We start from the raw sequence: 21,288 nt of genomic DNA, 5'->3' as shown, positions 1-21,288 counted from the left end.
TCCACTACACCCGAAGTGATTCGAGACGCACTGGCGACGGTTTCTACCACACAAGTCCGGCAGTGGTGCCAGCAGCACCTGGGGCCGTCGCTCCAGGCCCAACGCCAACAGGCCTTCCGCCAGCTCACGCTAGCGGAAGAAAAGCAGGTCCACTTTCAACAGGCAGCGTGAGGCGTCTTTGCACCAGGCCAGGCTCGGCGTACCATGCCCCTGCGCCGTCTAAATCAGGCCACAGCACATTCGTCCACTTTATGCTATCCACCTGTGCCTAGGTCATTCTGAGCGTAGCGAAGAATCTCTCTGAGAGACCCTGCGTTTCACTCAGGGTGACAACCTTGGCGTGCCAATCTTTCGCGGTTCGATTGAGGACAGCGGTTGCTCAGGTTGAAATAACCTCTTGTGTCTTCAATGAAGTGGCTGCAGCCGTTTCTTCTCAATATACTTGCCGATTGCCTCGCCACTATCGCGCCCGCTGTCTTCTTTTACAGGGACGCAAGCCAAGAGGCCGCGTCCCTACGGTACACGAACACGTTAGAGTTGCGGGCACTGACAGAAGACACCAAAACACTGACCGGCACGACGTAAGCGCGTATTGACAATTTCATGACCGACGCCATTGCCAGCATTTCGTCCCGCTTGGTTACTGAACTCAAAGTGAATTCCACCGTAGATGCGTGAACGGCCCGCCTCGTTGGCCGCCTGGCTAAAGCTGGAGTACGAACGTGTCGTCGGATTAGTTCCTTCGGCTTCAAACGAGAAGGGGATTTTGTCGGTACAATAAAAACCCGCCAGAATGGCTGATGCCGCGCCTGCAAACGTTGAAGTGCCAGAAGTGTGTTCTGGTGTGCCACCGAAGACTCCAGGAGGTGTCCCACTCGTGCGGGGAAGCCAAAGTGGATCTGGCGTTGTTGCTGGATTCCCATCATCTCCAGTAAAACGAATCGCATCGCCAGGGCGCCAGAAGAGCCAGTCAAATTTTGCCGTCCATGAGGTAGCAACCGCATCGGCGATGCCCATGCCTAACAGAGCAAAAAGTCTTGCAGTCGCGGAGAGGAAGAGGTCCGTATGCTGGTCCTCGACGATATTGATCGCTCCTTAAGCCACAGGCCGGTTTCCCGTGCGGTATTTGCTTCTGCCAGCCACTGCCGGGCAATCGCTGTCCGTTCTGGGTCAGTATCAGTGTTACTGCCAAGCACCTTTACCTCATTGAATGCTGCCGCATACTCTTCACTGGTAAAGGCTGGTGGTCCCGATGACGCGTACGGGACGATACTATTTACGCCAAAGGGAGCCATATTGCGGTACTGCGCAGGCGAAAAAGCGCGTGGGAATTGGCCTAGCCCGGAATCGGCAGGCTGTGTTTCTGGGGTTTGAGTGCCGTCAGCTGCACGGAGGGTCACAACCTGTGCGCCAACCGATGCGCCCCAGTTTCGCCCCAGCACGACAAACGGATTGCCTGTGCCACCGAAGGACGCCAGTTCTGTTGCCAAAGCAGTATCAAGATTCGCGGCTTGTGATGGAGCCAGGGCAACCAACACGGCATGAGCCGCAGCCGCAGCGGCGGCCCGGCGATCACCAAGGGGAGGGGCACCAGTCGGTGGAACAAGAGCGTGTTCGCGGGTTGAGAGAAAGCGAGCGCGGTCAATACCATTGACCGCGTCATACATGGCAACGGTGGTCATGGCATACCAACGGCCAGCGACTGGAGTACCAGTGTTGGTGAGACGAACAACATCTAACGCCTCCTCGACCCAGCGGGTAACCACGTTATCAGCCCACGCGTTCGTAGCAGCACCAAGGGTAAGAAATGTTCCAACAACAGCAAAAGCCAACTTTCGCATGACAGTCTCCTCCTTTTACAAATGCCCTATCAGCACATGCCGTGAGGGATACAGGGAAAATAATTGAGGTGTCCCTTCCGTCGTTGTCAGGAATGTAGTGAGAAAGCGAAGTACCCCCCCTTTCTGTGTAAAGGTTCACGCGCTTCTACTAGATTGCCGTATTTGCTGTCAATAAAGAAATGAGGAGAGGGAGGGGGGCGGCACTGAGCCGGAACCGCTTCGCTTATTCCGGCCTACCCACGGGCTTGATAGGTCAAAATGAGAATTGCAGGGGAGTTGGATGGTACGGGCAACAAACCTCTACGCTGCATCGCGGAGGCGTTGGTCAGTTGGCATCCAACGCCGCAATACTTCTTGCAACTGTTCCTGGTTGTACGGCTTGCCGAGATAATCATCCATCCCTACGGATAAACACTTCTCGCGGTCACCAACCATCGTATTCGCAGTAAGCGCAATAATGGGGAGGTGTGGGATCGTATCACGAAACGCCGCTTCACGCGCACGAACGGCTTGGGTGGCCGCGTATCCATCCATCTCGGGCATCTGGCAATCCATGAGAACCAAGGCATAACGCTTGCGAATGATGGCTTCCAACCCTGCGCGACCGTTGTCAGCGGTCTCGACCCGATACCCAAGCCCCTCCAGCATCCCTACTGCGACTTCTTGGTTGACAAGGTTATCTTCCACTAACAGGATCACCGGCGGCGCGGCGCTCTGGGGCGGCTCTTCCTCCGTCTTCACAGTTGGTGGAAGGGAAGACTTCACCGAGGTTGTTTGGGGAGAAGCAGAGGGTTCTTGCTCAGCGCTGTTCGGCAGTAGCGCACGTAGCGCCACACTGGCGGAAGTATAGGCAGACTCAAAGGCTGAAGAAAGTGCGCGAGCTGGAGGAATATTCTGCTCTCGGGCGTACTGCTCAAGCATTTGACAAACCGTCGCAAACCGTTTGAGACCAAGCGTTGCACTACTGCCTTTCAAGCTATGTGCTACCCCTTGTAACGCCTGACACTCTCCCTTTTCGAGCGCTGCGTGTAACACTGCAACCCGCTGCGGAGTATCCGCTAAGTACGTCGCAATCAACTTGTGCAGGACATTCGGTTTCCCCGGTTTCTGTAGCAGTTGAATTTCCGCCAGCGTTTTCTCGTCGATCACGGGTTCCGAAGCAAAAGTGAGGGATGGCGGTGCTGCACTGACAGCGACGGTCTCAGACGAAGCTTCTTGCCGTTGTTGGACCGCGGGAATCCATTTTCTCAGAATCGCTTGTAACTTTTCCTGCGAGAACGGTTTGCTCAGATATCCATCCATCCCAGCGGCCAAACATTCCTCTTCATCCCCATCTAAGGCATTGGCAGTCAGCGCAATAATGGTCGTGTGGCGGCTCGCTCCTTCCTGTTGACGAATGGCCGCAGTGGCGGCAAAGCCGTCCATTTCGGGCATGTGACAATCCATAAACACCAGGTCATAGGACCCACGAGACAGCGCATCGAGAACCTCATGCCCATTGCTAGCCACGGTGACCTGACAACCGAGCAATTCCAGCATATTCACCGCAACTTCTTGGTTGACTAGATTATCTTCAGCCAACAGGACACGGACATCGGTTTGGTGTTCTCCTGGTCGAGGAACAACTGGTGCAGGTTCCACGGATGGCAGTTGAAGAGTGGACGGAGAGGTACTAGGGGCACCGACAACAGTCGCGAGGCAATTATAGAGGTCAGACTGACGCACGGGCTTACTCAGATAGACCTCGATTCCCGCATTGCGCGCGGCGGCGGCGTCACCATACTGTCCCGCTGAGGTCAGCATCACGAGCCGCGTCGAGGCTAACACCTCGTCTGCTTTAATGTGCTTTGCCAGTTGAATGCCGTCCATCTCTGGCATGTGCATATCTAGGATGGCGACGTCAAACGGATCCTTCCACACCATCGCTTTGTAAAGAAGCTGGAGGGCATGTGTACCACCCGGTGCACTATTGTTGCGAATTCCCCATGACTCTAACTGATGGTGAAGAATATCACGATTGGTGGCATTGTCATCGACAATCAAGATACGTAAAGATTGCAGTTCTTTCCCCGGCGAAAAATGTACGGTGACAGGTTGAGCTTGCAGTGCAAAGGGCAACTCAAACCAAAAGGTTGAGCCTGTGCCGTAGAGACTTTCAACTCCAATGTCCCCACCCATGGTGGTCGCGAGTTGTCGACTGATGGCTAAGCCGAGCCCCGTTCCGCCATACCTCCGCGTTGTCGAGCCATCAGCTTGAGCGAAGGGTTGGAACAATCGCTCTAGGGCTTCGGGCTTCAGGCCAATGCCAGTGTCGCGGATCGAGAAACGTAGGTCCAAAGTCCCGGGTCCTAAGTCCAAAGTCGACACGGCGTTTGCTTGACCTTGGATTTTGGACTTGAGACTTTGGACTTCGATGATGACTTCCCCTCGCTCAGTAAACTTAATGGCGTTACCGACGAGGTTGGTCAGAATCTGTCGCAGTCGGTGTTGGTCACCGCGGACTGCCGTAGGAACATCAGGATGAATGCGGCAAGCGAGTTCGAGCCCCTTCTTATGTGCTCGAGCGGCGAGAAGGTCAGCCACTTCTTCAACAGTCTGTCGCAAATCAAAGTCGATGTGTTCGAGTTCCAGTTTTCCTGCCTCGATCTTTGAGAAATCGAGGATGTCATTGATGATACTGAGGAGCGTCTCCGCAGAACTGTGAATCGTTTCGGCAAAGCGTCGTTGTTTGACACTCATATCTGTACCAAGGAGGAGTTCACTCATCCCTAGCACTCCATTCATCGGCGTGCGGATTTCATGACTCATACTGGCCAGGAACTGTGATTTCGCCTGGTTGGCCGCCTCGGCTGCTTCTTTGGCATTCGTCAGTTCTTCTTCAGCGTGCTTGCGTTCGGTGACATCACGTGCTGAGCCAATGATTTCGTTCACCTTACCTGTCTGTGGGTCGCGCACTCCGCGCGTGGTACTCTCCAACCAAATATATTCTCCATCCTTGCGACGGACACGGAAAGTGACCAGCCCTGTGTCGGGCGTACGAATGATCTTTGCCACGGCAGCGGCCATTGTCACGCAATCGTCTGGATGGACCCAGTCGAGAAATGACCGACCGATCATCTCTTCTGGCTCATAACCAAGCAGCTGTTTACTCGAAGGTGAAACGTACAGGTTGACCGCATCCGCCGGGTTGTGACGGGAGATAAAGTCTGTAGCATTCACCGCCAGGAAACGATACCGTTCTTCGCTCTCCTTTACCGCGTCTTCTGCTCGTGTACGACTAGTGATGTCGGTTCCGACACTGATCAAGGTTTTTCCTGGCCCCTTGGCCTCGTGCCAGAGAATCCAGTGAACATTCCCAGATTTGTCTAAAAGCTGTCGCTCTTTTGGTAAGGGAACTGTTTGTTCTCCGGCAATCATCGCCTTGTAGAACGTGCGTACCGCAGCACGAGACTGTTCATCAGGGTGCGTCAGGTTCACCCAGCCGTCCCCAAGCACCTCCTCGCGCGTGTAACCAAGCAGCCGAGTCACGGCAGGATTTACATAGACAATTTGTCCGTGCTCATCCGCCACGAGCACGAGGTTATCAATGGAGGACAACACCTGATCGGATAGTCGCAGCCGGTCTTCGGTTAATCTCCGTTCCGTCCGATCGGTATGCGTCCCCGCCATGCGTGTGACTTTTCCGTTGTCATCACGCAGCGCTTTTGCACGGGAAAAGATCCATTTATACTCGCCATCTTTACACCGCATACGAAATTCATGGGCATACCCTGGCGCCTTTCCCACGAGGTGATCATTAATCGCGGCCCGAGTAGCAGCGAGATCATCGGGATGAACACGGCTCTCCCATTCTTCGTATTGATTGAGCAACTCATGATCTTCATAGCCGACAATTTCTTTCCAGCGTGGAGAAAAATACACTTCGTGTGTAACCAGATTCCAATCCCAAATCCCGTCGTTACTGCCTTGCGTGGCGAGTTGCCAGCGCTCTTCGCTGATGCGGAGCCCTTCTTCAGCGTGTTTGCGTTCGGTCAGGTCGGTCAAAGCGCCGGTCATGCGCATGACAGTCCCAGCTTGATCGCGGAGCGCTTTACCTCGTGTGTATACCCATTTGTAACTGCCATCTTTGCATCGGAGACGATGCTCATTGGAATAGAAGGGTGTCTCGCCGATGAAGTATCGCTCAAGATCGTGCAAGGCGTGGGTTTTATCGTCAGGATGAATACGACTTTCCCATTCAGAAAACTCATCGGGAAACTCATGTGGTTCGTACCCCAGCATTTCACGCCAGCGGGGCGAGAAATACACTTCATTGGTCGCCACTTTCCAATCCCATATCGCATCATTGCCACCACTAACGGCAAGCTGCCAGCGTTCTTCACTCGACCGCAGGGCTTCTTCTTCACGTTTACGTTCGGTGAGATCCGTGTGGGTTCCGACCATACGAATGGCATTTCCTGCCTCATCCCAGACGGCCTGACCTCGACCAAGAATCCACTTGTAGCTGCCATCTTTGCACTGCATACGAAATTCCGTCATGCAGGAATCCGTCTTCTTTTGGAGATGAGCGTCGATTCTCCGCGCTGTTTCTTCTGTATCATCAGGATGAATGCGCTTACGCCATTCTTCTATGTCGTTAGGAATTTCCTCATCACTGAAGCCAAGCATTTCCTTCCAGCGAGGAGAGAAGTAGACAGAGTTGTCTTGCAAGGTCCAATCCCATACGCCATCAGCGCTGCCACGTGCGGCCAAGCGCCAGCGCTCTTCGCTTGTGTGCAGTTCGTCGCGTATCTGTTCGAGTTGGGCAATCTGTCTCCGCAGTTGCACCACGTCACTCAATAATTGCACAGGATTTTTATCAATGTCTTTCATCGTACCACCTAGACAAGACTCCACGGTTCCCATCGTGATACGGTGAACTATCGGCCAAAACGGGAAGAGGTTTAGAGCGAGACGCCAACCTGGCTGGCATTTCGGACTTGCAGTGGCACAACCTTTCCTCTATCCAATAGGGCATGTCATGTATCACCCACGACCGGCGAGCCGCACAGAACGCGGGGAGGAGGACGGGCATGAGGCGGACCGTTATCGTCGCACTCATCGGTATTCTTGGGTCGATGTCTTTAGGGTATGCGGAAAGCCAACCTTCAGGGGACGAAATGCTCTTGATCGAGAATTTTGATACCGACATCCCCCTCTCGTTTCCTGCGCAGTGGGTAGTGCGCGGCGACGAGGCGACCGCAAAGGCAGTCTATAGTGTTGGGGAAGAGAATGGGAATCGCTTTCTTCGTGCCTATGCCGACAGACAAGATGTCCAAATCGGACTCTCGCGGTCAGTCAAGCTGAAGCAGTTTCCGGCATTGCAATGGCGTTGGCGGGTGAAGCAACTGCCAACTGGTGCAGACGAGCGTGCAGAAAAGACCAATGACTCAGGAGCAGCCGTGTATCTCGTCTTTGATAGCACCCTGATGCCACGAGCAATAAAATATGTGTGGAGTTCGAGTTTGCCAGTGGGCACACGGATGAAGAGCCCTGTATATTGGCGCTCGCGTGTTGTGGTTCTACAAAGTGGCAACACCCGAGTTGGCGAGTGGCAACAAGAAACCATCAATTATTATCAAGACTACAAAGATTTCTTTGGCGAAGAGCCCGGAAAGCTCATCGGGATTGCTGTGCTCACCGACTCAGACTCAACGAGTAGTATTGCCGAGGCAGACTATGACGACTTTTTGTTCCTCACTGAACACGGCGCGGACACTGTGCAAGCGCGGAACAAAACGTTGCAGATTGCCCCAGCAATGATGGGTGGGCAGTAGGAAGGAAGAGGACAATGGCGTTGTCACAAGCAGAAATCCAGGGAAAGTTACGTGCTCTCCCTGGCTGGGAACTGATAAAGAACAAAGGCATGCAAAAGAAATTCACCTTGGGGACTTTCAAAGACGCTCTGGCATTTGTCAATAAAGTCGGTGAACTCGCTGAACAATCAGATCATCATCCTGACATCACTATCAATTACAACAAAGTCACGTTGAGCTTGATCTCTCATGATGTTGGTGCTCTGACAACGCGAGACTTCGACCTCGCCGGACATATCGAGAAGATCGAAAAAGCCTAAGAGACAAGGCTTCAGGCTATAGGCGACAGGAAAGATTCTTCTCAAGCCTAGAGCCTAGAGCCTAAAGCCTAAAGCCTTGCCGCTCCACACCCGCATTCTTATCGGCCTGATTGTTGGCGTCGTCGCTGGCAGTGCAAGTCGCCTGCTCTTCGGTGATGATCCACATCTGCAGCAGTTCGTCACCTATTTCGCCGAGCCATTTGGCCGCCTATTCATGCGGCTCATTTTCATGCTGGTAATTCCGCTGTTGTTCTCAGCACTGGCATTAGGAGTCGCCGGACTCGGTGATGTACGTACGCTCGGACGGGTGGGGGTAAAGACATTTCTATACACGATCTTTGCCACAGCATTATCGGTCTTTCTCGGATTAACGTTGGTCAATGTTTTTCGCCCAGGTGACGGCCTCACCCCAGAAACCCGAGCAGCCCTGCAGCAGGCCAGTAATACCCCTACCCCTCCCCCCCTACTCGCAGCCGGTGAAAACCCTGTCCTCAAAATCTTGTATGCGATTGTCCCCGACAACCCTCTCCGGGCTGCAGCCCAAGGAGAGATGATTGCATTCATGTTTTTCTGCCTGATGTTTGGCATCGGCATCGCCCTCTCGCCACCGGCAAAGATGGAACCGTTGCTGAATGTCCTTGAAGGACTCTATGAGGTGGTCATGCGCCTGATTGAACTGGCTATGCGCCTGGCCCCGTATGGAGTCGCCGCTCTCTTGTTTACGTTGACCGCGCGGTTTGGTTTGGATGTTCTCAAGCCACTCCTGGCATACATGATCGTTGTGATCGGCGGGTTATGCCTCCAGTTATTTGTTACCTATTCCATTATTCTTCGCGTCCTTGGCGGAATGTCGCCCGGCTTCTTCTTTCGACAAGTATCTGAGGTGATGGCCACGGCATTTTCTACCAGCTCTAGCAACGCAACATTACCAACAGCACTCAGAGTGACACAAGAGAAACTCGGAGTGCCGCGCGATATCTCCTCGTTTGTCTTGACACTCGGCTCATCGGCGAATCAGAACGGCACCGCATTATTCGAAGGCGTAACCATTCTTTTTCTTGCCCAATTTTACGGCGTCGAACTCTCATTCGGCTCACAGGTGCTTGTCGTATTGTTCTCAGTGCTTGCCGGGATTGGCACTGCGGGCGTGCCGGGCGGATCGCTTCCTCTCATGGTACCGATTCTCCAGTCGGTGGGGGTTCCAGGTGAAGGAATCGGCGTTATCATTGGTGTCGATCGCATTCTCGATATGTCGCGCACTGTGCTGAATGTCACTGGCGACATTACCGCTGCGGTGGTGGTGGCGAATTCTGAGGGGAGAATGCCAGCAACAGAACAGGGAAAAAGATTATGACCATTAAAAGGATTACCCACTATTTCGACTATAAGAGCCCGTATGCGTATCTGGCTCAAGCTGACACATTTCAACTGCAAGACGACTACGATGTCGAGGTTGATTGGGTACCGTACACACTCGATATCCCCAGCTATCTGGGGTCAGCAAAAGTCGACGCCACCGGGAAAGTGCTGGAAGAAGCGCGCAACGCCCACCAGTGGCGACGGGTGAAATATAGCTACATGGACTGCCGTCGAGAGGCGAATCGGCGCGGGTTAGTCATTCGCGGCACGCAGAAGATCTTCGACTCCTCCATTGCGCATATCGGCCTGTTGTACGCCAAGCGTCATGGCAATTTTCGCCCCTATCATAACACCGTGTATGGGCGCTTCTGGCGAAGAGAACTCGATATTGAAAATCCTGCTGTTATCCAAGCTGTCCTTCAAGAAGGTGGCATCGATAGCGCCGGGTTTCTTGACTACCTCAAAGGTGAAGGACGCCACGAACACGATCGACTGCGGAATGCTGCCGAAGAAATAGGCATATTTGGTGTGCCGAGTTACCTGGTAAACGGAGAACTCTTTTGGGGCAACGAACGCCTCGTACGAGTACAAGAGAAGTTAGAGCAAGCAGGGGTGAGACGGAAATAGTAAGGTTGTTATTTCCCGCATTCCCCCTTTGCCACACCTGCCTCATCAAACGTTGCCATCTCATTGAGGATACGGACTGCGGAGTCGACAAGACTCATACCCAGTGCCGCTCCGGTGCCTTCGCCAAGGCGCATGTACAGGTTCAGCAGGGGCTCCACCTCCAACGCGGCCAACACATGGTGATGTCCCTGCTCAGCAGAGAGATGGGCAAAAATAAGGCGATCCTTGACCGCCGGATGTAGGGCACACGCCACCCAGGCCGCGGCCGTGGCAATGAATCCGTCAATCACAACTGGGACCTGCAATGCGGCGCCAGCAAGACACATCCCAACGATCCCTGCGATTTCGTATCCACCGACCGCAGTAAGAACACGCAGAGGATCACTCGATGAGAGTTTATGGTACGCCAGCGCTCGCTTGATGACCGCCACTTTCCGCTTTCTGCCCTTGGCATCGATTCCGGTCCCCTGTCCAGTCAGCGTTTCAGGGTCAATCCCACTCAATACCGACAACATTGCGGTCGCTGACGTAGTGTTCCCGATCCCCATCTCTCCAACACCAATGAGCTGGGCTCCCTCGCGAATAGCGTCAGAGGCAACGGCAATACCGACTTCTATGGCCTGAACAGCCTGTGAGGAAGACATCGCCGCTGCGCGGACAAAGTTGGCGGTTCCACGCGCCACCTTTCGTGAAACCAAGCCAGGCAGATCGATCGCAAATTCATGGTCAACGCCGAGATCGACTACCTGGACATTGATCCCGAACTGTCGGGCCAGGACTGAAATCGCCGCACCGCCACGCAGAAAGTTATAGACCATCTGGGCCGTTACCTCACGCGGATAGGCACTGACCCCCTCTGTACACACCCCATGATCACCACAACAGACAAAGAGGACTTTATTGTCTACCCGTGGACGTTCACTTCCAGAGATAGAGGCACATCGCAGTGCGAGCACTTCCAATCGCCCGAGGCTCCCATGCGGCTTGGTGAGTGAATTGAGTCGTCGCTGGACGCGGACCACGAGCGACATGTCGAGCGGTTGGATCTCGCGTAAGGTAGCATCAAGAAGGTTCATGCCCTACCAACCATTATCCTTTCAATTTCATCGGTAGTCCTGCTGCCAGAAAGAGGACTTCTGTGCATACTTTGGCTAGCTGTTGGTTCACCGTGCCAAGCAGGTCACGATACTCTCGGCCCAACGGATTATCCGGTACTAGGCCAAGTCCGACTTCATTGCTAACAGCAAGGAAATGAAATGGAAACAACGGGATCTCTTCGACCAACTCCGCGACTTGGTTTTCGAGTTCATCACGTCGCTTCGCGAGTAACGCATTGGACACCCACAGTGTGATACAGTCGAGCACCACGGCACCGACACTGTCATCCAACTCTTTCAACTGCCAGACGACACCCATCGGCTCTTCAATAGTAATCCAGCGCCGACTCCGGCGCTGCGCACGATGCGACGAAATGCGCGCTTTCATTTCCGCATCTTTCGCCTCCGCCGTCGCAACATACACAAGCCGTCCACTCCACGACTGTGCGCGTTGCAAGGCATAGGTGCTTTTTCCAGACCGGGCTCCACCCAGGACAAGCACACTCTCTTTTTCTATCGATTTGCGCGCCATACGCCCCTCCTCACTAGCTACGGCATTATGCCGTGGCGGGTTTTCGGTCCCAACGGAGCAGTGTTACCAGCCCGGGCTGCACGTAACGCCCGAATAATCAGAGGACGGGTGTCGCGTGGATCAATCAAGTCATCAAAATTAAACGTCTCTGCCGTTGAGAATGGGCTCCCAAATTGATTGTAATACTCTTCTAGTGCCTGGCGTTTTTTTTCTTGGTCACCGGCACTTGCGAGGGCAGCTTTGTGGCCTGCATTTACTCCCCCTTCAACTGGGAGAGCGCCGAACTCACCAGAGGGCCAGACGAGCGTCAAGATTTGGCCCATTTTATGACCACACATGGCCACAGCACCCATGCCATACGCTTTGCGTAATACGACCGAAACCTTAGGGACAGTAACAAACGACAAGGCATAAGCGATCCGTAAGCCACGCCGTAGGGTCCCTTGTCGTTCAGATACACTCCCGGTCATAAAGCCTGGAACGTCAGATAAGAAGATGAGTGGAATATGGAACGCGTCACACAGTTGAATGAAGTGGGTCATCTTGTCAGCTGCGTCACCATCAATAATGCCCGCGAGTTGCAACGGCTGATTGCCAATGACGCCGACAACGTTGCCATCCATCCGTGCAAGGCACGTGACAACCGAGCGACCGTAGTGTGGCTTAATCTCAAATAGTGACTCGTGGTCAACGATATGGCCAATCACTTTCAGCATGTCGTATGGCCGCTTGCGATTGCGCGGCACGATCGACAACAGCCCGTCATCGCGCCGCTCAGGATCATCAGTAGGGGTCAGGCGTGGTGGGAGTTGATAAACATTGATGGGAAAATAGCTGAGGTAGCGGCGAATCATGCGCAAACAATCTTCATCGTCCTCGGCTTCGTTGTCCCCTACTCCACTGATATGGCAATGGACGACGGATCCGCCGAGTTCTTCTTTGGTCACTTTCTCGCCGATCGCGGCCTCGACGATTGGCGGTCCTCCAGCCGCGAGCATACTCGTTCCTTTGACCATGATGACGAAGTCCGCTAACGGCGCCATCAACGCCGGATCTCCGGCACACGGCCCCATCGTCGCCACTATTTGTGGTACGATCCCCGAGAGTTGCGACATCAACACAAAATGTGTAGCAGCCACCCATCCGCCACGAACATATTCGTTCGCTCGTGCTCCAGAACCGTCGATGAGCCAGATAACTGGCACTTTCGTCTGATACGCGAGTTCAAAAAGGCGCTCACGCTTGACAATGCCAGTCTGTCCGACTGATCCGCCCATGACGGTGAAGTCCTCAGCTCCGAGGAGTACCTCACGTCCATCGATCCGGCCATAGCCAATGAGAATGCCGTCCGCTGGAGTATAGACCCCCTGCATCTCCGGGCGCTGGCTCTGGTGCGTTGCCAGCATCCCAATCTCAGTGAATGAATGCGCATCAAGCAGTTGGGCGATACGCTCACGATCTGTGAGTTTCCCCTGCGCGCGTTGTTTGGCGATCTTGTCAGCGCCACCCATGTGTAAGGCACGCTGCCGTCGCGCTGCGATTGCGTCACTTTCCGGTTGCCATATCATGCTAGGCACTTCCTTACGCGGCTCATTATGGTGTGAAAAACAATGTACGATAAATTACCACTTTGCTCATAGAGGAGTTAGACGGCACTCTTCCCTTTTCTCTGAGCCCACGCGACCGCGGCCTCTAAGCGATCGTTTCCCCAGAAAAGCTCCTGCTCGACCACAAAACTGGGGGCTCCGAAAATGCCAAGGGCTCGCGCTTGTTCGGTTTGAGCGCGAAGCTTTGCCTTCGCCTCGGGCGACTCCGCAACTGAAAGGATGTCAAGCGGCTGATTAAGACCTTCGAGAATTGAAAGAATCTCTTTCGCATCCGCAATGTCTCGATCCCGTCCGAAGTTTGCCAGGTACACCTGACGAATGAACTCAGGGATCCAGCTCTCTGTTTGGAACCAACACGTGAGGCGAGCCGCCAACAAGGAGTTTCTGGGAAATGTCGTTGGTTGCCGCAGGGGAATCTCGAGGTCAGCGCAGATGCGCGCCAAGTCCCGCCACATATAGCACCCCTTCGCGGGGTAGAGATTGAAAGGCGAGTCATTCCACCCTTGCTCCTTGAAAATGGGTCCAAGCAGGAATGGACGCCAAATGATTGCTAGGCCCGCATCGCGGACCACTCTCTCAATTCGGAGAGCTGCTGGATAGGAATACGTGCTTCCAAATTCAAACCAAAATTCAATACAACTCATATGGCTCCCCGAGTCGAACACTTAGCATCAGCCGCGGCGCGCAGCGCCGTCCGCTGCATGCTGTTGTTAGCGGGCGACGCCGCCGAACCCCAGTCGCGACTCACGAGGACCGATCCTTCCGCATGCGCTCGCCTCGCAGATAGGCGACCCAGTACACGCCGGCCACCAGTAGGGTACCGCCAACCACATTGCCGGCGGTCACCGCGATAATGTTCCTGCCGACTCCGGAGATCGACACCGCGCCGTGCGTGTCCAGCGCGAGCCCGAAAGGCAGAAAGAACCAGTTCGCGATCGAGTGCTCGAAGCCGATGGCTACGAAGGCGGTGACTGGGAAGAGGATCGCCAGGATCTTATCGGTCACACTGCGCGCGCCTATCGCGAGCCACACGGCGAGGCAGACGAGCGCGTTGCAGAGGATTCCGCGCGCGAAGGCCTCGGCCAGGGAAAGGTCCGCTTTGGTACGAGCGATGCGTACCGCTAACTCACCCACGGCGCCATCTCCCAGGCTGGCGATGTTGGCCCACACGACGAGCAGAACCGTTCCCAGGCAGCCAACCACATTACCAACGTAAGCGAGCAGCCAGTTCCGCATGACCTCTCGGGTACCGATCAGGCGACTGGCCCAGGCCATCGCGATGAGGTTGTTCCCGGTGAACAACTCGGCACCGGCCACCACCACAAGAATCAAGCCGAGGCAGAAACTCACACCGCCAAGCAAGCGTGTGGGGCCGAAGCCAAGGCTGGATTCTGTAACCACTACGGTGAACAACAGTGCGCCAAGCGAAATGAAGGCGCCAGCGAGTACTGCCAGCACGAGCAATGTGAGAACATCGGCGCGCGCCTTCGCAACGCCGAGGCCCTCAACCTTCCGAGCTATCTCCTGCGGCGGGTACGCGTCGCTAAGGATCGGTTCTTTTTCCATCGAGATTGAGCCCGCTAACGCCCCCGGTCACCGCGAGCCGCCCAGACGTGACCGTTTAGATTCATTCCTTCACGCCACAGGGCCGCACTGAGGTGGCGCGAAGGTTAGGCATCGGTCCTAAACACCAACTGTGATGAGCTTCAGAATCCTAACCACAAACGCACGACTGCCTCTACCTTCGACAATTGCTCCGTCGACAGGTTCCCTAGTTTCCGGATCAGCCTTGCGTGAGGAATCGTCACTAAATTCTGGGCGTCAAAGACACCCGTGCGTAAAAACGGCATCGGAACGGCCACCTCAAATCGTGACCCACGTGCGCTGGTCGTGTGTGCCACAACCGTCGCTAAAGAGCGATCTTGATCAAGCGCAGGCACACTGAGGACGAGACAGGGGCGAACTTTTGCTGCCAGCCCAAGATCAACCATCCACACTTCTCCTCGATTAGGAGTGTTCATTGGGTTGAGCCTCACGACGGTCCAACTCTAGAAAGAGTTCTTCGGCACTCATTACAAGCTCTTCGTCGGAGAGGGAAGGCAGGTCAAAGGAGATCGTGCGGCGGAGGATTTCCCAGGCAAGTTCTCGCTGTTCCGCCTCTGGCAAGAGGTCAAAAGAATGCAAAAGCTCCTGTACTGATGAGTTCATATGTTGACTCCTCTTGCTGGTGATTCAAAACGACAATCCGTTACTTTTCAATCTGGTTAAGGAGATTTGTAAGCTTCCCGATGCCTAACGCCCGGTGTCAGCCGCCGCAGCCCAAATGTGTCCTTTCACAATCATCGGGAACCGCTCGCGGGCTGCGGTCGGCCTGCATGCCGTTTGTTAGACCTTGCCTTCTCTTGCTAAGTCATTCACATGGTTGTTGGGTTCACCGCTACAATTCCTCTCGTTCCGTAGCGCACGAAATCAGTTGTGTTGAAAGTAAGGATATGAGTGATGCCGTGAACAACCATAGCCGCGGCAATGCGGGCATCGTGGACTTGGATGCCTGAGACTCCGAAGGAAACTACGAGGCGACGCCATTCCGTATACACAACAGGTGAATCCGGCAGTAGCGGAAAAAGCCGCTCCACAAGGCGTAGCAGCCGGTCGGCGGTAGCAGGCACCAATCCGAATCTATTCCTTTCGATTGGCCGAGTTGCCACATTCCAGAATTCGACAAAATTCTGCGGCGTGGCGCGAACGCTGTGCCCGCTGGTTCGTAGCTTACGTACTGCAGCACGGACGGTCGGGTGAATTGGATGCGTGCGGTCGGCAAACCGCAGTAAGACATTTGTATCTGCGAGGTAAATCACAGCTATGGGTGATCCTCATAAATCCCTGCCCGGCTCACTGCAGAATCTGACAGCGAAGGCACATTTGATCCAAGACTTTTTGTGAGTTCGTCAGCTAGTTGGTCTGCTAAGACTTCAAATTTGGCATCCGTCAACTCAGCAGTCGTTTCCCGCAGCAACGCTTCCACTGTTGGAGTAAGGGCTTCCGCTAACAGGCGGCGAACAGCTTCAACATCTCCATCTGCTACGCTCTCGCGCAACCGTACCTCAATGTCGGGTGATAGTTCGAGAGTAATTTGCATACTTAGCCCTTTCGTGAGCAAGCACTCCACAAATCTTATGAACCGATCAGCTTAGAAGTCAACCAGGATTTCTTTATCATGGATAGGGCTCCGCTCGAACTTTGACTTCTTGACAGAATAACAGAATACGGCTTTGTATTTCTGATGTTGGCTATCGCCTTGCGATCAAAAGGGGCAGAAGCTGGGATGTCTGTGTAAGTTTCAGCTTGAACTTTTGCTTGCTCTATCTTTTTCTTCAAAAGTATACGTAAGTCGTTTTTATCCTTCTCGTCAAAGGCTGCCCAGACTTCCTCGGCAACGATGAAGGACATAATCGGATTAGCAGTTGCTTCTCCACGTAACTGAACTGCGCACTTGCTGGCTTTCATGCAGTTGTCGATTTTCTGGTTTGATGGGGATTGTTGCGCAAAAACACTCCCTACAAAGACCAGCAGAAGAAGGCTGCTAACCCTGAGAACTGATTTGTAAGATTGATACATCTCCCAACCTTCCTGGCGAGGTTTAACGGACGAATTCAGCCGCGGTACCGCAGGGCTGCGGACGATTATTTTGAATCATGTGATTCACGCGGTAAGGTCGGCTGAAATGATTTGATACTCATCCAGGCCTCCTTGGCTGTGAGTAGCAGCGATAGGATGGCGAGAGACAAATTTTCACCCCCCAAGGAGGCCTGGATGAATTTCTACACGCAGCAGCATAAACATTATTGCGGCATCGATCTACATGCGAAAGCCATGTGCGTCTGTATCCTCGATCAACACGGCACGAAACTCGTACACAAGAATTTGCCGACGACCCCCGAGGCGTTTTTGCGGCTGATTGCTCCGTATAGAGAGGATCTGGTTGTCGGCGTGGAGTGTATGTTCACCTGGGATTGGTTGGCAGACCTCTGTCAGAGAGAAGGGATTGCTTTCGTCTTGGGGCACGCGCTCTATATGAAGGCGATTCACAGGGGCAAAGCGAAGAACGATAAAAGTGATGCGCACAAGATTGCGGTGTTATTGCGGGGCGGCATGATGCCGCAAGCCTATGTCTATCCCGCAGAGATGGGGGCGACCCGCGATTTACTGCGGCGACGCTGTCATCTTGCCCGGAAGCGGGCCGAACTCTTAGCCCACATCCATAATACCAATAGTCAGTACAATCTGCCGGAGATTGGCAAACGGCTGGCCAACAAATCCAACCGGGAAGATGTGGCGGACCATTTTCCTGATCCCAGTGTCCACAAGACCATCGAGATCGATGTGTCGCTCATTGATCACTACGATCAATTACTCGGGGAAGTGGAACTCTATCTCACGCGTAGTGCCAAAACGCACGATGTCCAAACGTTCGCGCGGTTGCAGTCGGTCCCAGGCATCGGCCAGATCCTTGCGCTCGTCCTGTTATATGAGATTCACGACATCACGCGCTTTCCCCGGGTGCAAGATTTCGTCTCCTATTGTCGGCTGGTGAAATGCGCCAAGGAATCCAGTGGCAAAAAACTGGGCACGTCGGGCAAAAAAATTGGCAATGTGCACTTACGCTGGGCTTTTGCTGAAGCGGCCGTGCTCTTTATCCGGCAGAGCAAACCCGGCAAAGACTATTTCGCGAAACTCGAACACAAACACGGCAAAGCTAAAGCGCTCACGGTCCTTGCGCACAAACTGGGCCGCGCCGTGTACTATATGCTCACGCGGAAACAGGCGTTTGATCTCCAACGCTTTGTGACTGCGTAACCCCTGAGGGGAGAGACTGAGCCTCTGGCCTCACTGGCGCACGCGGGGCTGAGCCTTTTGCTGACTCCTTCCTTATATACAGCGTCGACTGTGCGGGAGTCGCTGGACGAAATGCCCGAAGCCGCAGGTGTTGATTGGACAGTCTTTCCCGCTCACCATCTTGGTGATCCGTCATCAAGCCTCTCGTGGCTGCCCCTCCGCCGAGTCTGGAACTCACGAGGAGTGTCTTCGGATACAGCCCGCTGTATTGAGAAGACCGGAACGAGGGCACGGAAGAGTTTCTAGGACGTAGTCTCGACAGAGCCTACTGTTTCCCGCACAACATGTTCCACGGGAAACATTGATCCTCAACAGGTGTTTGGTGCAGCCCACAGGCTGTGACCAGCAACCGAAATCAAGTCAGCCGCAAACACTTGACAAAGACGCATCACTCAATGTTATCGGACGGCCACCCCGCCCCCCCGATGCATGCGTCTGCCCTCTTGACACCGGAGCCCTGAGAGGAGTTAGCCGGGGAAACCTTCCGCTCCTGTTTTGTTCTCCTCGTTGATGGCACTCTCTCACGCAGCGGATTGTAAACTCACAATCAGGCGGTGCCCGATTGCTGCTAACGCAGCCTCAAGACGTGGTAACTTCGAGGGGTGCCGAGGGTCTAGTAAACGCCGTACCTCTTTTTCGTCACACTGTAGCCGCTTGGCGAGCTCTGCTTTCGTAATCCGTGTCTCTTGTAGAGCAATATATAGGGCGGCTTTTGCCGCCGTCTGCGCCGCCACCGGCACCGCATACTGTCCTCGTTTGATGCGCGAGGGAGGTGGAATCGGTAACCCCGTAACCATCCGGTTTGCCATCGCCTCTTCAAGACAATCGGCGGCTTCTTGTACCGCTTCCTCTCGTGTTTCTCCTTGGGTAATCGCTTCGGGTAGATCAACGAATGTGACCACGAAGCCTCCCTCATGAAGATCTGGGGTTAAACGCGCGGGGTACACAAACTGTTCCATAGGGTCTCCTACAGCTCTTCGCTCTTCAATCCGAGTTGCGTGAGCATCGCGTGCAACGTGCCGGTCTTGAGTTCATTCTTGGGAGTCGGGACGATGGTAAACTGCGCCCCATAAAATAGGGTGCCGTGACTCCCTTTGCCGCGTCGGACCACAAATTGCACGGCTACACCTCTTTCCTTCCCTAGCTTCTTCACTTTACGAATGAACTCATTGCCTGTCATGGCCCATTATAACGGACATTTTTGTCCTTATGTCAGGCCGGGAGTGTGAAGCCTAACGCCGCGCCTCAGCCACCGCAGCCCAACTGTGTCTTTTCAGGTTCAGCAGGGGCCGCTCGCGGGCTGCGGTCGCGCTGGAGGCGATTGTTAGCCCACGGCTATCTCTCGAATCCTTCTGTACCCATCATCTCCGTATTCTGATCCTGTGTGCCTCCACTACCAATAACTGCCCCTCGTAGTCGCTCATGTCTGGATGAGTGGACAGATACGTCATGAGGCGTTGCATGAGTTGGGGAATCACTTCGGGATGGTCCTTCACCTGAAGAGCGATGATACCTTTGTAGCTGGACGGTGGATATGTCACGATGTCAGCAAAGTCACCGTTCAACGACACCAAGATCGCCTCCAGCTCTTGTGCCTTCGCAATCACAATAGGATCGTCTGAATCGGGCGAGATTTGTTCCTTGAGAATCACTACCTCATGTCCAGCGGTACGGAGTGTCTGGATTACGACGTTAGGAACACAGTGATCGGTAAAGAAGCGTAACGGCATCAGACGGCTGCCTCAAAGTTCGCTAACTCCCGTGCATAATCCAAGCAGGCGGCAATGTGCTCGGGCCGCAGGTCGGGAAACTCCACGAGGATTTGGTCTGGATTGTATCCAGCAGCCAGGTAACCAAGGAGCAGGCTCACTGGAATCCGGGTGCCTTTAATCCGCGGTTTGCCCCGTAGTACCGTTGGGGTGCTCTCGATATAGTCTTGCCAGGCGATAGTCATTTTCACCCTCATTTCTTCTCATGAGGCGTACCTTTTCCGCGTTCTCACTTCAACCCCGCCTTATGCAGGGCAGCAAGATATCGCTCGAGGTCTGCTGGGTTTTTGAAAGGCACTCTCTGCCCATACACCTTCAGGGAGAACTGAGGACTGATCCTCAGCATCTCTGCCACTTCAGCCCGGGCCTCTGCCTCTCGCCCTAACTCACTATACAGAACGGCCAGCACTGTGTGGGCAGACAAGAAGTCAGGGTTGCGAGAGAGCGCGCTCTTCTGAGCTGCAACCGCTTCCTCGTACTGCCCAATCAATCGATAGGCAAAGCCTAAGATCGAGGGGTAATACTCAGGATAATGAGGATTGAGGCGCATCGCCTTTTCTAGCAACCCAATCGTTTCCGCTGGCCTCCCTGCATAATTGAGAATTTGTCCCAACCACGCGTAACTTTCTGCATCATTCGGATCGAGGCGGATTGCTCGTTCTCCTTCAGCAATAGCCTGGTCGTGCTGTTTCTTAGAGAGATAGAAATTCCCCAACAGGGCATGAGCTGTGGCCAAGGAATCATTCAGGGTGATAGCTCTTTGCGCTGAGTCAACGGCCCAATCAACACCCTGGGGGTCCTGGTTCCATTGCCAGATCCAAGCTTGCCAATGGACAACGGCTAGTGAAGCGTATGCCTCCGCATACTTGGGGTCTATCGAAATAGCCTTCTCAAACAGTTGTCTCGCTTGGGCGTTGGCCTCTTTTGTGAAGCGCAAATATTGCTCCATCCCCCGCAAGAAGTAGTCATAAGCTTCCAAATCGCGTGTGGAAGTCCGCCGAAAACGTGCTTGTTCTTCTGGCGTGAGCATGACCTTGAGGGCGAACATGATCTTTTGCGTCACTTCATCTTGCACGGCAAAAATGTCCTGCATCTCCCGATCATAGGTCTGCGCCCATAAATGTCCTCCAGTGGCGGCCTCGATTAACTGCGCCGTGACACGCACTCGGTTGGCCGCTTTGCGGACACTCCCTTCTACGACATAGCGTACCCCCAGCTCACGACCCACGTCCTGCACCTTCACTGCTTTCCCCTGCTCTGACAATTGCCTGCTTAGGCCACCACTGCCCCCTCTTCAATCGTGACCTTGACTCCCAAACCGACCAGCTGCTCGACAAGGCGTCGTCGCTGTCGCGCCACCTGCTCCTGATCGAGCGGGGCCGTGCCCAGTTCGGCATAGGGCACCCGACGACTGAGTAGATGATAACAGATCACTAACAGTCGGT

23 protein-coding genes are annotated in these 21,288 nt (G+C 54.2%); 5 read left to right on the top strand and 18 right to left on the bottom strand.

Annotated elements, in window-relative coordinates; all coding sequences use genetic code 11:
• Positions 1 to 531: 531 nt before the first annotated feature.
• The 3 genes from FJ147_18380 to FJ147_18370 form a co-directional block, all read right to left on the bottom strand.
• Positions 532 to 1,017 (bottom strand): vanadium-dependent haloperoxidase, encoded by a 486-nt coding sequence (locus tag FJ147_18380; GenBank protein MBM4257845.1) that lies wholly within the window; start codon positions 1,015 to 1,017, stop codon positions 532 to 534.
• Between the two features lie 2 nt (positions 1,018 to 1,019).
• The gene (locus FJ147_18375) at positions 1,020 to 1,841 is read right to left on the bottom strand and encodes a hypothetical protein (GenBank protein MBM4257844.1); all 822 of its coding nucleotides are present in this window, start codon (positions 1,839 to 1,841) and stop codon (positions 1,020 to 1,022) included.
• Between the two features lie 300 nt (positions 1,842 to 2,141).
• Positions 2,142 to 6,746, bottom strand: a complete 4,605-nt coding sequence (locus tag FJ147_18370; GenBank protein ID MBM4257843.1) for a PAS domain S-box protein — start codon at positions 6,744 to 6,746, stop codon at positions 2,142 to 2,144.
• A gap of 110 nt (positions 6,747 to 6,856) precedes the next feature.
• Between FJ147_18370 and FJ147_18365 the strand changes: the two genes are divergently transcribed.
• The 4 genes from FJ147_18365 to FJ147_18350 all read left to right on the top strand — a co-directional run bounded on the left by FJ147_18365 (position 6,857) and on the right by FJ147_18350 (position 9,942).
• A complete protein-coding gene (locus FJ147_18365; protein ID MBM4257842.1) occupies positions 6,857 to 7,657 on the top strand; it encodes a DUF3047 domain-containing protein in 801 nt (266 codons plus the stop codon).
• A gap of 14 nt (positions 7,658 to 7,671) precedes the next feature.
• Complete coding sequence (locus FJ147_18360) at positions 7,672 to 7,956, top strand: 4a-hydroxytetrahydrobiopterin dehydratase (protein ID MBM4257841.1); 285 nt, start codon at positions 7,672 to 7,674, stop codon at positions 7,954 to 7,956.
• Between the two features lie 76 nt (positions 7,957 to 8,032).
• Positions 8,033 to 9,310 (top strand): dicarboxylate/amino acid:cation symporter, encoded by a 1,278-nt coding sequence (locus tag FJ147_18355; protein MBM4257840.1) that lies wholly within the window; start codon positions 8,033 to 8,035, stop codon positions 9,308 to 9,310.
• Complete coding sequence (locus FJ147_18350; GenBank protein ID MBM4257839.1) at positions 9,307 to 9,942, top strand: disulfide bond formation protein DsbA; 636 nt, start codon at positions 9,307 to 9,309, stop codon at positions 9,940 to 9,942. Before FJ147_18355 ends, FJ147_18350 begins: the two co-directional genes overlap by 4 nt.
• 8 nt (positions 9,943 to 9,950) lie before the next feature.
• Here the strand turns inward: FJ147_18350 and cobT are convergent, their stop codons facing one another.
• From cobT to FJ147_18300, 10 genes are all read right to left on the bottom strand, one after another.
• Positions 9,951 to 11,018: a nicotinate-nucleotide--dimethylbenzimidazole phosphoribosyltransferase gene (gene cobT / locus FJ147_18345; GenBank protein MBM4257838.1), complete on the bottom strand. Its 1,068-nt coding sequence runs from the start codon at positions 11,016 to 11,018 to the stop codon at positions 9,951 to 9,953.
• Positions 11,019 to 11,031: 13 nt separating this feature from the next.
• On the bottom strand, positions 11,032 to 11,541 hold the full coding sequence (gene cobU / locus FJ147_18340) for a bifunctional adenosylcobinamide kinase/adenosylcobinamide-phosphate guanylyltransferase (GenBank protein ID MBM4257837.1): 510 nt from the start codon (positions 11,539 to 11,541) through the stop codon (positions 11,032 to 11,034).
• A 47-nt stretch (positions 11,542 to 11,588) separates the two neighbouring features.
• On the bottom strand, positions 11,589 to 13,139 hold the full coding sequence (locus FJ147_18335; GenBank protein MBM4257836.1) for a hypothetical protein: 1,551 nt from the start codon (positions 13,137 to 13,139) through the stop codon (positions 11,589 to 11,591).
• 77 nt (positions 13,140 to 13,216) lie between these two features.
• On the bottom strand, positions 13,217 to 13,822 hold the full coding sequence (locus FJ147_18330; protein MBM4257835.1) for a 2-hydroxychromene-2-carboxylate isomerase: 606 nt from the start codon (positions 13,820 to 13,822) through the stop codon (positions 13,217 to 13,219).
• A 100-nt stretch (positions 13,823 to 13,922) separates the two neighbouring features.
• The gene (locus FJ147_18325) at positions 13,923 to 14,744 is read right to left on the bottom strand and encodes a formate/nitrite transporter family protein (GenBank protein MBM4257834.1); all 822 of its coding nucleotides are present in this window, start codon (positions 14,742 to 14,744) and stop codon (positions 13,923 to 13,925) included.
• A gap of 140 nt (positions 14,745 to 14,884) precedes the next feature.
• A complete protein-coding gene (locus FJ147_18320) occupies positions 14,885 to 15,199 on the bottom strand; it encodes a type II toxin-antitoxin system PemK/MazF family toxin (protein MBM4257833.1) in 315 nt (104 codons plus the stop codon).
• Positions 15,186 to 15,386, bottom strand: coding sequence for a hypothetical protein (locus tag FJ147_18315; protein MBM4257832.1), 201 nt, complete (start codon positions 15,384 to 15,386; stop codon positions 15,186 to 15,188). Before FJ147_18315 ends, FJ147_18320 begins: the two co-directional genes overlap by 14 nt.
• 206 nt (positions 15,387 to 15,592) lie before the next feature.
• Positions 15,593 to 16,036 (bottom strand): type II toxin-antitoxin system VapC family toxin, encoded by a 444-nt coding sequence (locus tag FJ147_18310; protein MBM4257831.1) that lies wholly within the window; start codon positions 16,034 to 16,036, stop codon positions 15,593 to 15,595.
• A 2-nt stretch (positions 16,037 to 16,038) separates the two neighbouring features.
• Complete coding sequence (locus tag FJ147_18305; protein ID MBM4257830.1) at positions 16,039 to 16,317, bottom strand: hypothetical protein; 279 nt, start codon at positions 16,315 to 16,317, stop codon at positions 16,039 to 16,041.
• A gap of 35 nt (positions 16,318 to 16,352) precedes the next feature.
• Positions 16,353 to 16,796: a hypothetical protein gene (locus tag FJ147_18300; protein ID MBM4257829.1), complete on the bottom strand. Its 444-nt coding sequence runs from the start codon at positions 16,794 to 16,796 to the stop codon at positions 16,353 to 16,355.
• 195 nt (positions 16,797 to 16,991) lie between these two features.
• Between FJ147_18300 and FJ147_18295 the strand changes: the two genes are divergently transcribed.
• Positions 16,992 to 18,035, top strand: a complete 1,044-nt coding sequence (locus tag FJ147_18295) for an IS110 family transposase (GenBank protein MBM4257828.1) — start codon at positions 16,992 to 16,994, stop codon at positions 18,033 to 18,035.
• A 560-nt stretch (positions 18,036 to 18,595) separates the two neighbouring features.
• Here the strand turns inward: FJ147_18295 and FJ147_18290 are convergent.
• From FJ147_18290 to FJ147_18270, 5 genes are all read right to left on the bottom strand, one after another.
• Positions 18,596 to 19,033 carry a type II toxin-antitoxin system HicB family antitoxin gene (locus FJ147_18290; protein ID MBM4257827.1) on the bottom strand — a complete coding sequence of 146 codons (438 nt, stop codon included), beginning with the start codon at positions 19,031 to 19,033 and terminating at the stop codon, positions 18,596 to 18,598.
• Positions 19,034 to 19,041: 8 nt separating this feature from the next.
• The gene (locus FJ147_18285) at positions 19,042 to 19,254 is read right to left on the bottom strand and encodes a type II toxin-antitoxin system HicA family toxin (protein ID MBM4257826.1); all 213 of its coding nucleotides are present in this window, start codon (positions 19,252 to 19,254) and stop codon (positions 19,042 to 19,044) included.
• Positions 19,255 to 19,435: 181 nt separating this feature from the next.
• Positions 19,436 to 19,804 carry a hypothetical protein gene (locus FJ147_18280; GenBank protein MBM4257825.1) on the bottom strand — a complete coding sequence of 123 codons (369 nt, stop codon included), beginning with the start codon at positions 19,802 to 19,804 and terminating at the stop codon, positions 19,436 to 19,438.
• Positions 19,804 to 20,028, bottom strand: coding sequence for a DUF433 domain-containing protein (locus FJ147_18275; protein MBM4257824.1), 225 nt, complete (start codon positions 20,026 to 20,028; stop codon positions 19,804 to 19,806). Before FJ147_18275 ends, FJ147_18280 begins: the two co-directional genes overlap by 1 nt.
• A 44-nt stretch (positions 20,029 to 20,072) precedes the next feature.
• Positions 20,073 to 21,071 carry a tetratricopeptide repeat protein gene (locus FJ147_18270; GenBank protein MBM4257823.1) on the bottom strand — a complete coding sequence of 333 codons (999 nt, stop codon included), beginning with the start codon at positions 21,069 to 21,071 and terminating at the stop codon, positions 20,073 to 20,075.
• Between the last annotated feature and the right edge of the window lie 217 nt (positions 21,072 to 21,288).

The sequence above is a fragment of the Deltaproteobacteria bacterium genome, from assembly GCA_016874775.1.
GTDB lineage: Bacteria > Desulfobacterota > Binatia > Bin18 > Bin18 > VGTJ01.
This window is presented reverse-complemented; position numbering and strand designations above follow the sequence as displayed.

Coding starts and splice junctions, on each gene's coding strand:
- FJ147_18380 (MBM4257845.1), bottom strand. CDS start 1,017: ATGGGCATCGCCGATGCGGTTGCTACCTCATGGACGGCAAAATTTGAC.
- FJ147_18375 (MBM4257844.1), bottom strand. CDS start 1,841: ATGCGAAAGTTGGCTTTTGCTGTTGTTGGAACATTTCTTACCCTTGGT.
- FJ147_18370 (MBM4257843.1), bottom strand. CDS start 6,746: ATGGGAACCGTGGAGTCTTGTCTAGGTGGTACGATGAAAGACATTGAT.
- FJ147_18365 (MBM4257842.1), top strand. CDS start 6,857: ATGTCATGTATCACCCACGACCGGCGAGCCGCACAGAACGCGGGGAGG.
- FJ147_18360 (MBM4257841.1), top strand. CDS start 7,672: ATGGCGTTGTCACAAGCAGAAATCCAGGGAAAGTTACGTGCTCTCCCT.
- FJ147_18350 (MBM4257839.1), top strand. CDS start 9,307: ATGACCATTAAAAGGATTACCCACTATTTCGACTATAAGAGCCCGTAT.
- cobT (MBM4257838.1), bottom strand. CDS start 11,018: ATGAACCTTCTTGATGCTACCTTACGCGAGATCCAACCGCTCGACATG.
- FJ147_18335 (MBM4257836.1), bottom strand. CDS start 13,139: ATGATATGGCAACCGGAAAGTGACGCAATCGCAGCGCGACGGCAGCGT.
- FJ147_18330 (MBM4257835.1), bottom strand. CDS start 13,822: ATGAGTTGTATTGAATTTTGGTTTGAATTTGGAAGCACGTATTCCTAT.
- FJ147_18325 (MBM4257834.1), bottom strand. CDS start 14,744: ATGGAAAAAGAACCGATCCTTAGCGACGCGTACCCGCCGCAGGAGATA.
- FJ147_18320 (MBM4257833.1), bottom strand. CDS start 15,199: ATGAACACTCCTAATCGAGGAGAAGTGTGGATGGTTGATCTTGGGCTG.
- FJ147_18315 (MBM4257832.1), bottom strand. CDS start 15,386: ATGAACTCATCAGTACAGGAGCTTTTGCATTCTTTTGACCTCTTGCCA.
- FJ147_18305 (MBM4257830.1), bottom strand. CDS start 16,317: ATGCAAATTACTCTCGAACTATCACCCGACATTGAGGTACGGTTGCGC.
- FJ147_18300 (MBM4257829.1), bottom strand. CDS start 16,796: ATGTATCAATCTTACAAATCAGTTCTCAGGGTTAGCAGCCTTCTTCTG.
- FJ147_18295 (MBM4257828.1), top strand. CDS start 16,992: ATGAATTTCTACACGCAGCAGCATAAACATTATTGCGGCATCGATCTA.
- FJ147_18290 (MBM4257827.1), bottom strand. CDS start 19,033: ATGGAACAGTTTGTGTACCCCGCGCGTTTAACCCCAGATCTTCATGAG.
- FJ147_18285 (MBM4257826.1), bottom strand. CDS start 19,254: ATGACAGGCAATGAGTTCATTCGTAAAGTGAAGAAGCTAGGGAAGGAA.
- FJ147_18280 (MBM4257825.1), bottom strand. CDS start 19,804: ATGCCGTTACGCTTCTTTACCGATCACTGTGTTCCTAACGTCGTAATC.
- FJ147_18275 (MBM4257824.1), bottom strand. CDS start 20,028: ATGACTATCGCCTGGCAAGACTATATCGAGAGCACCCCAACGGTACTA.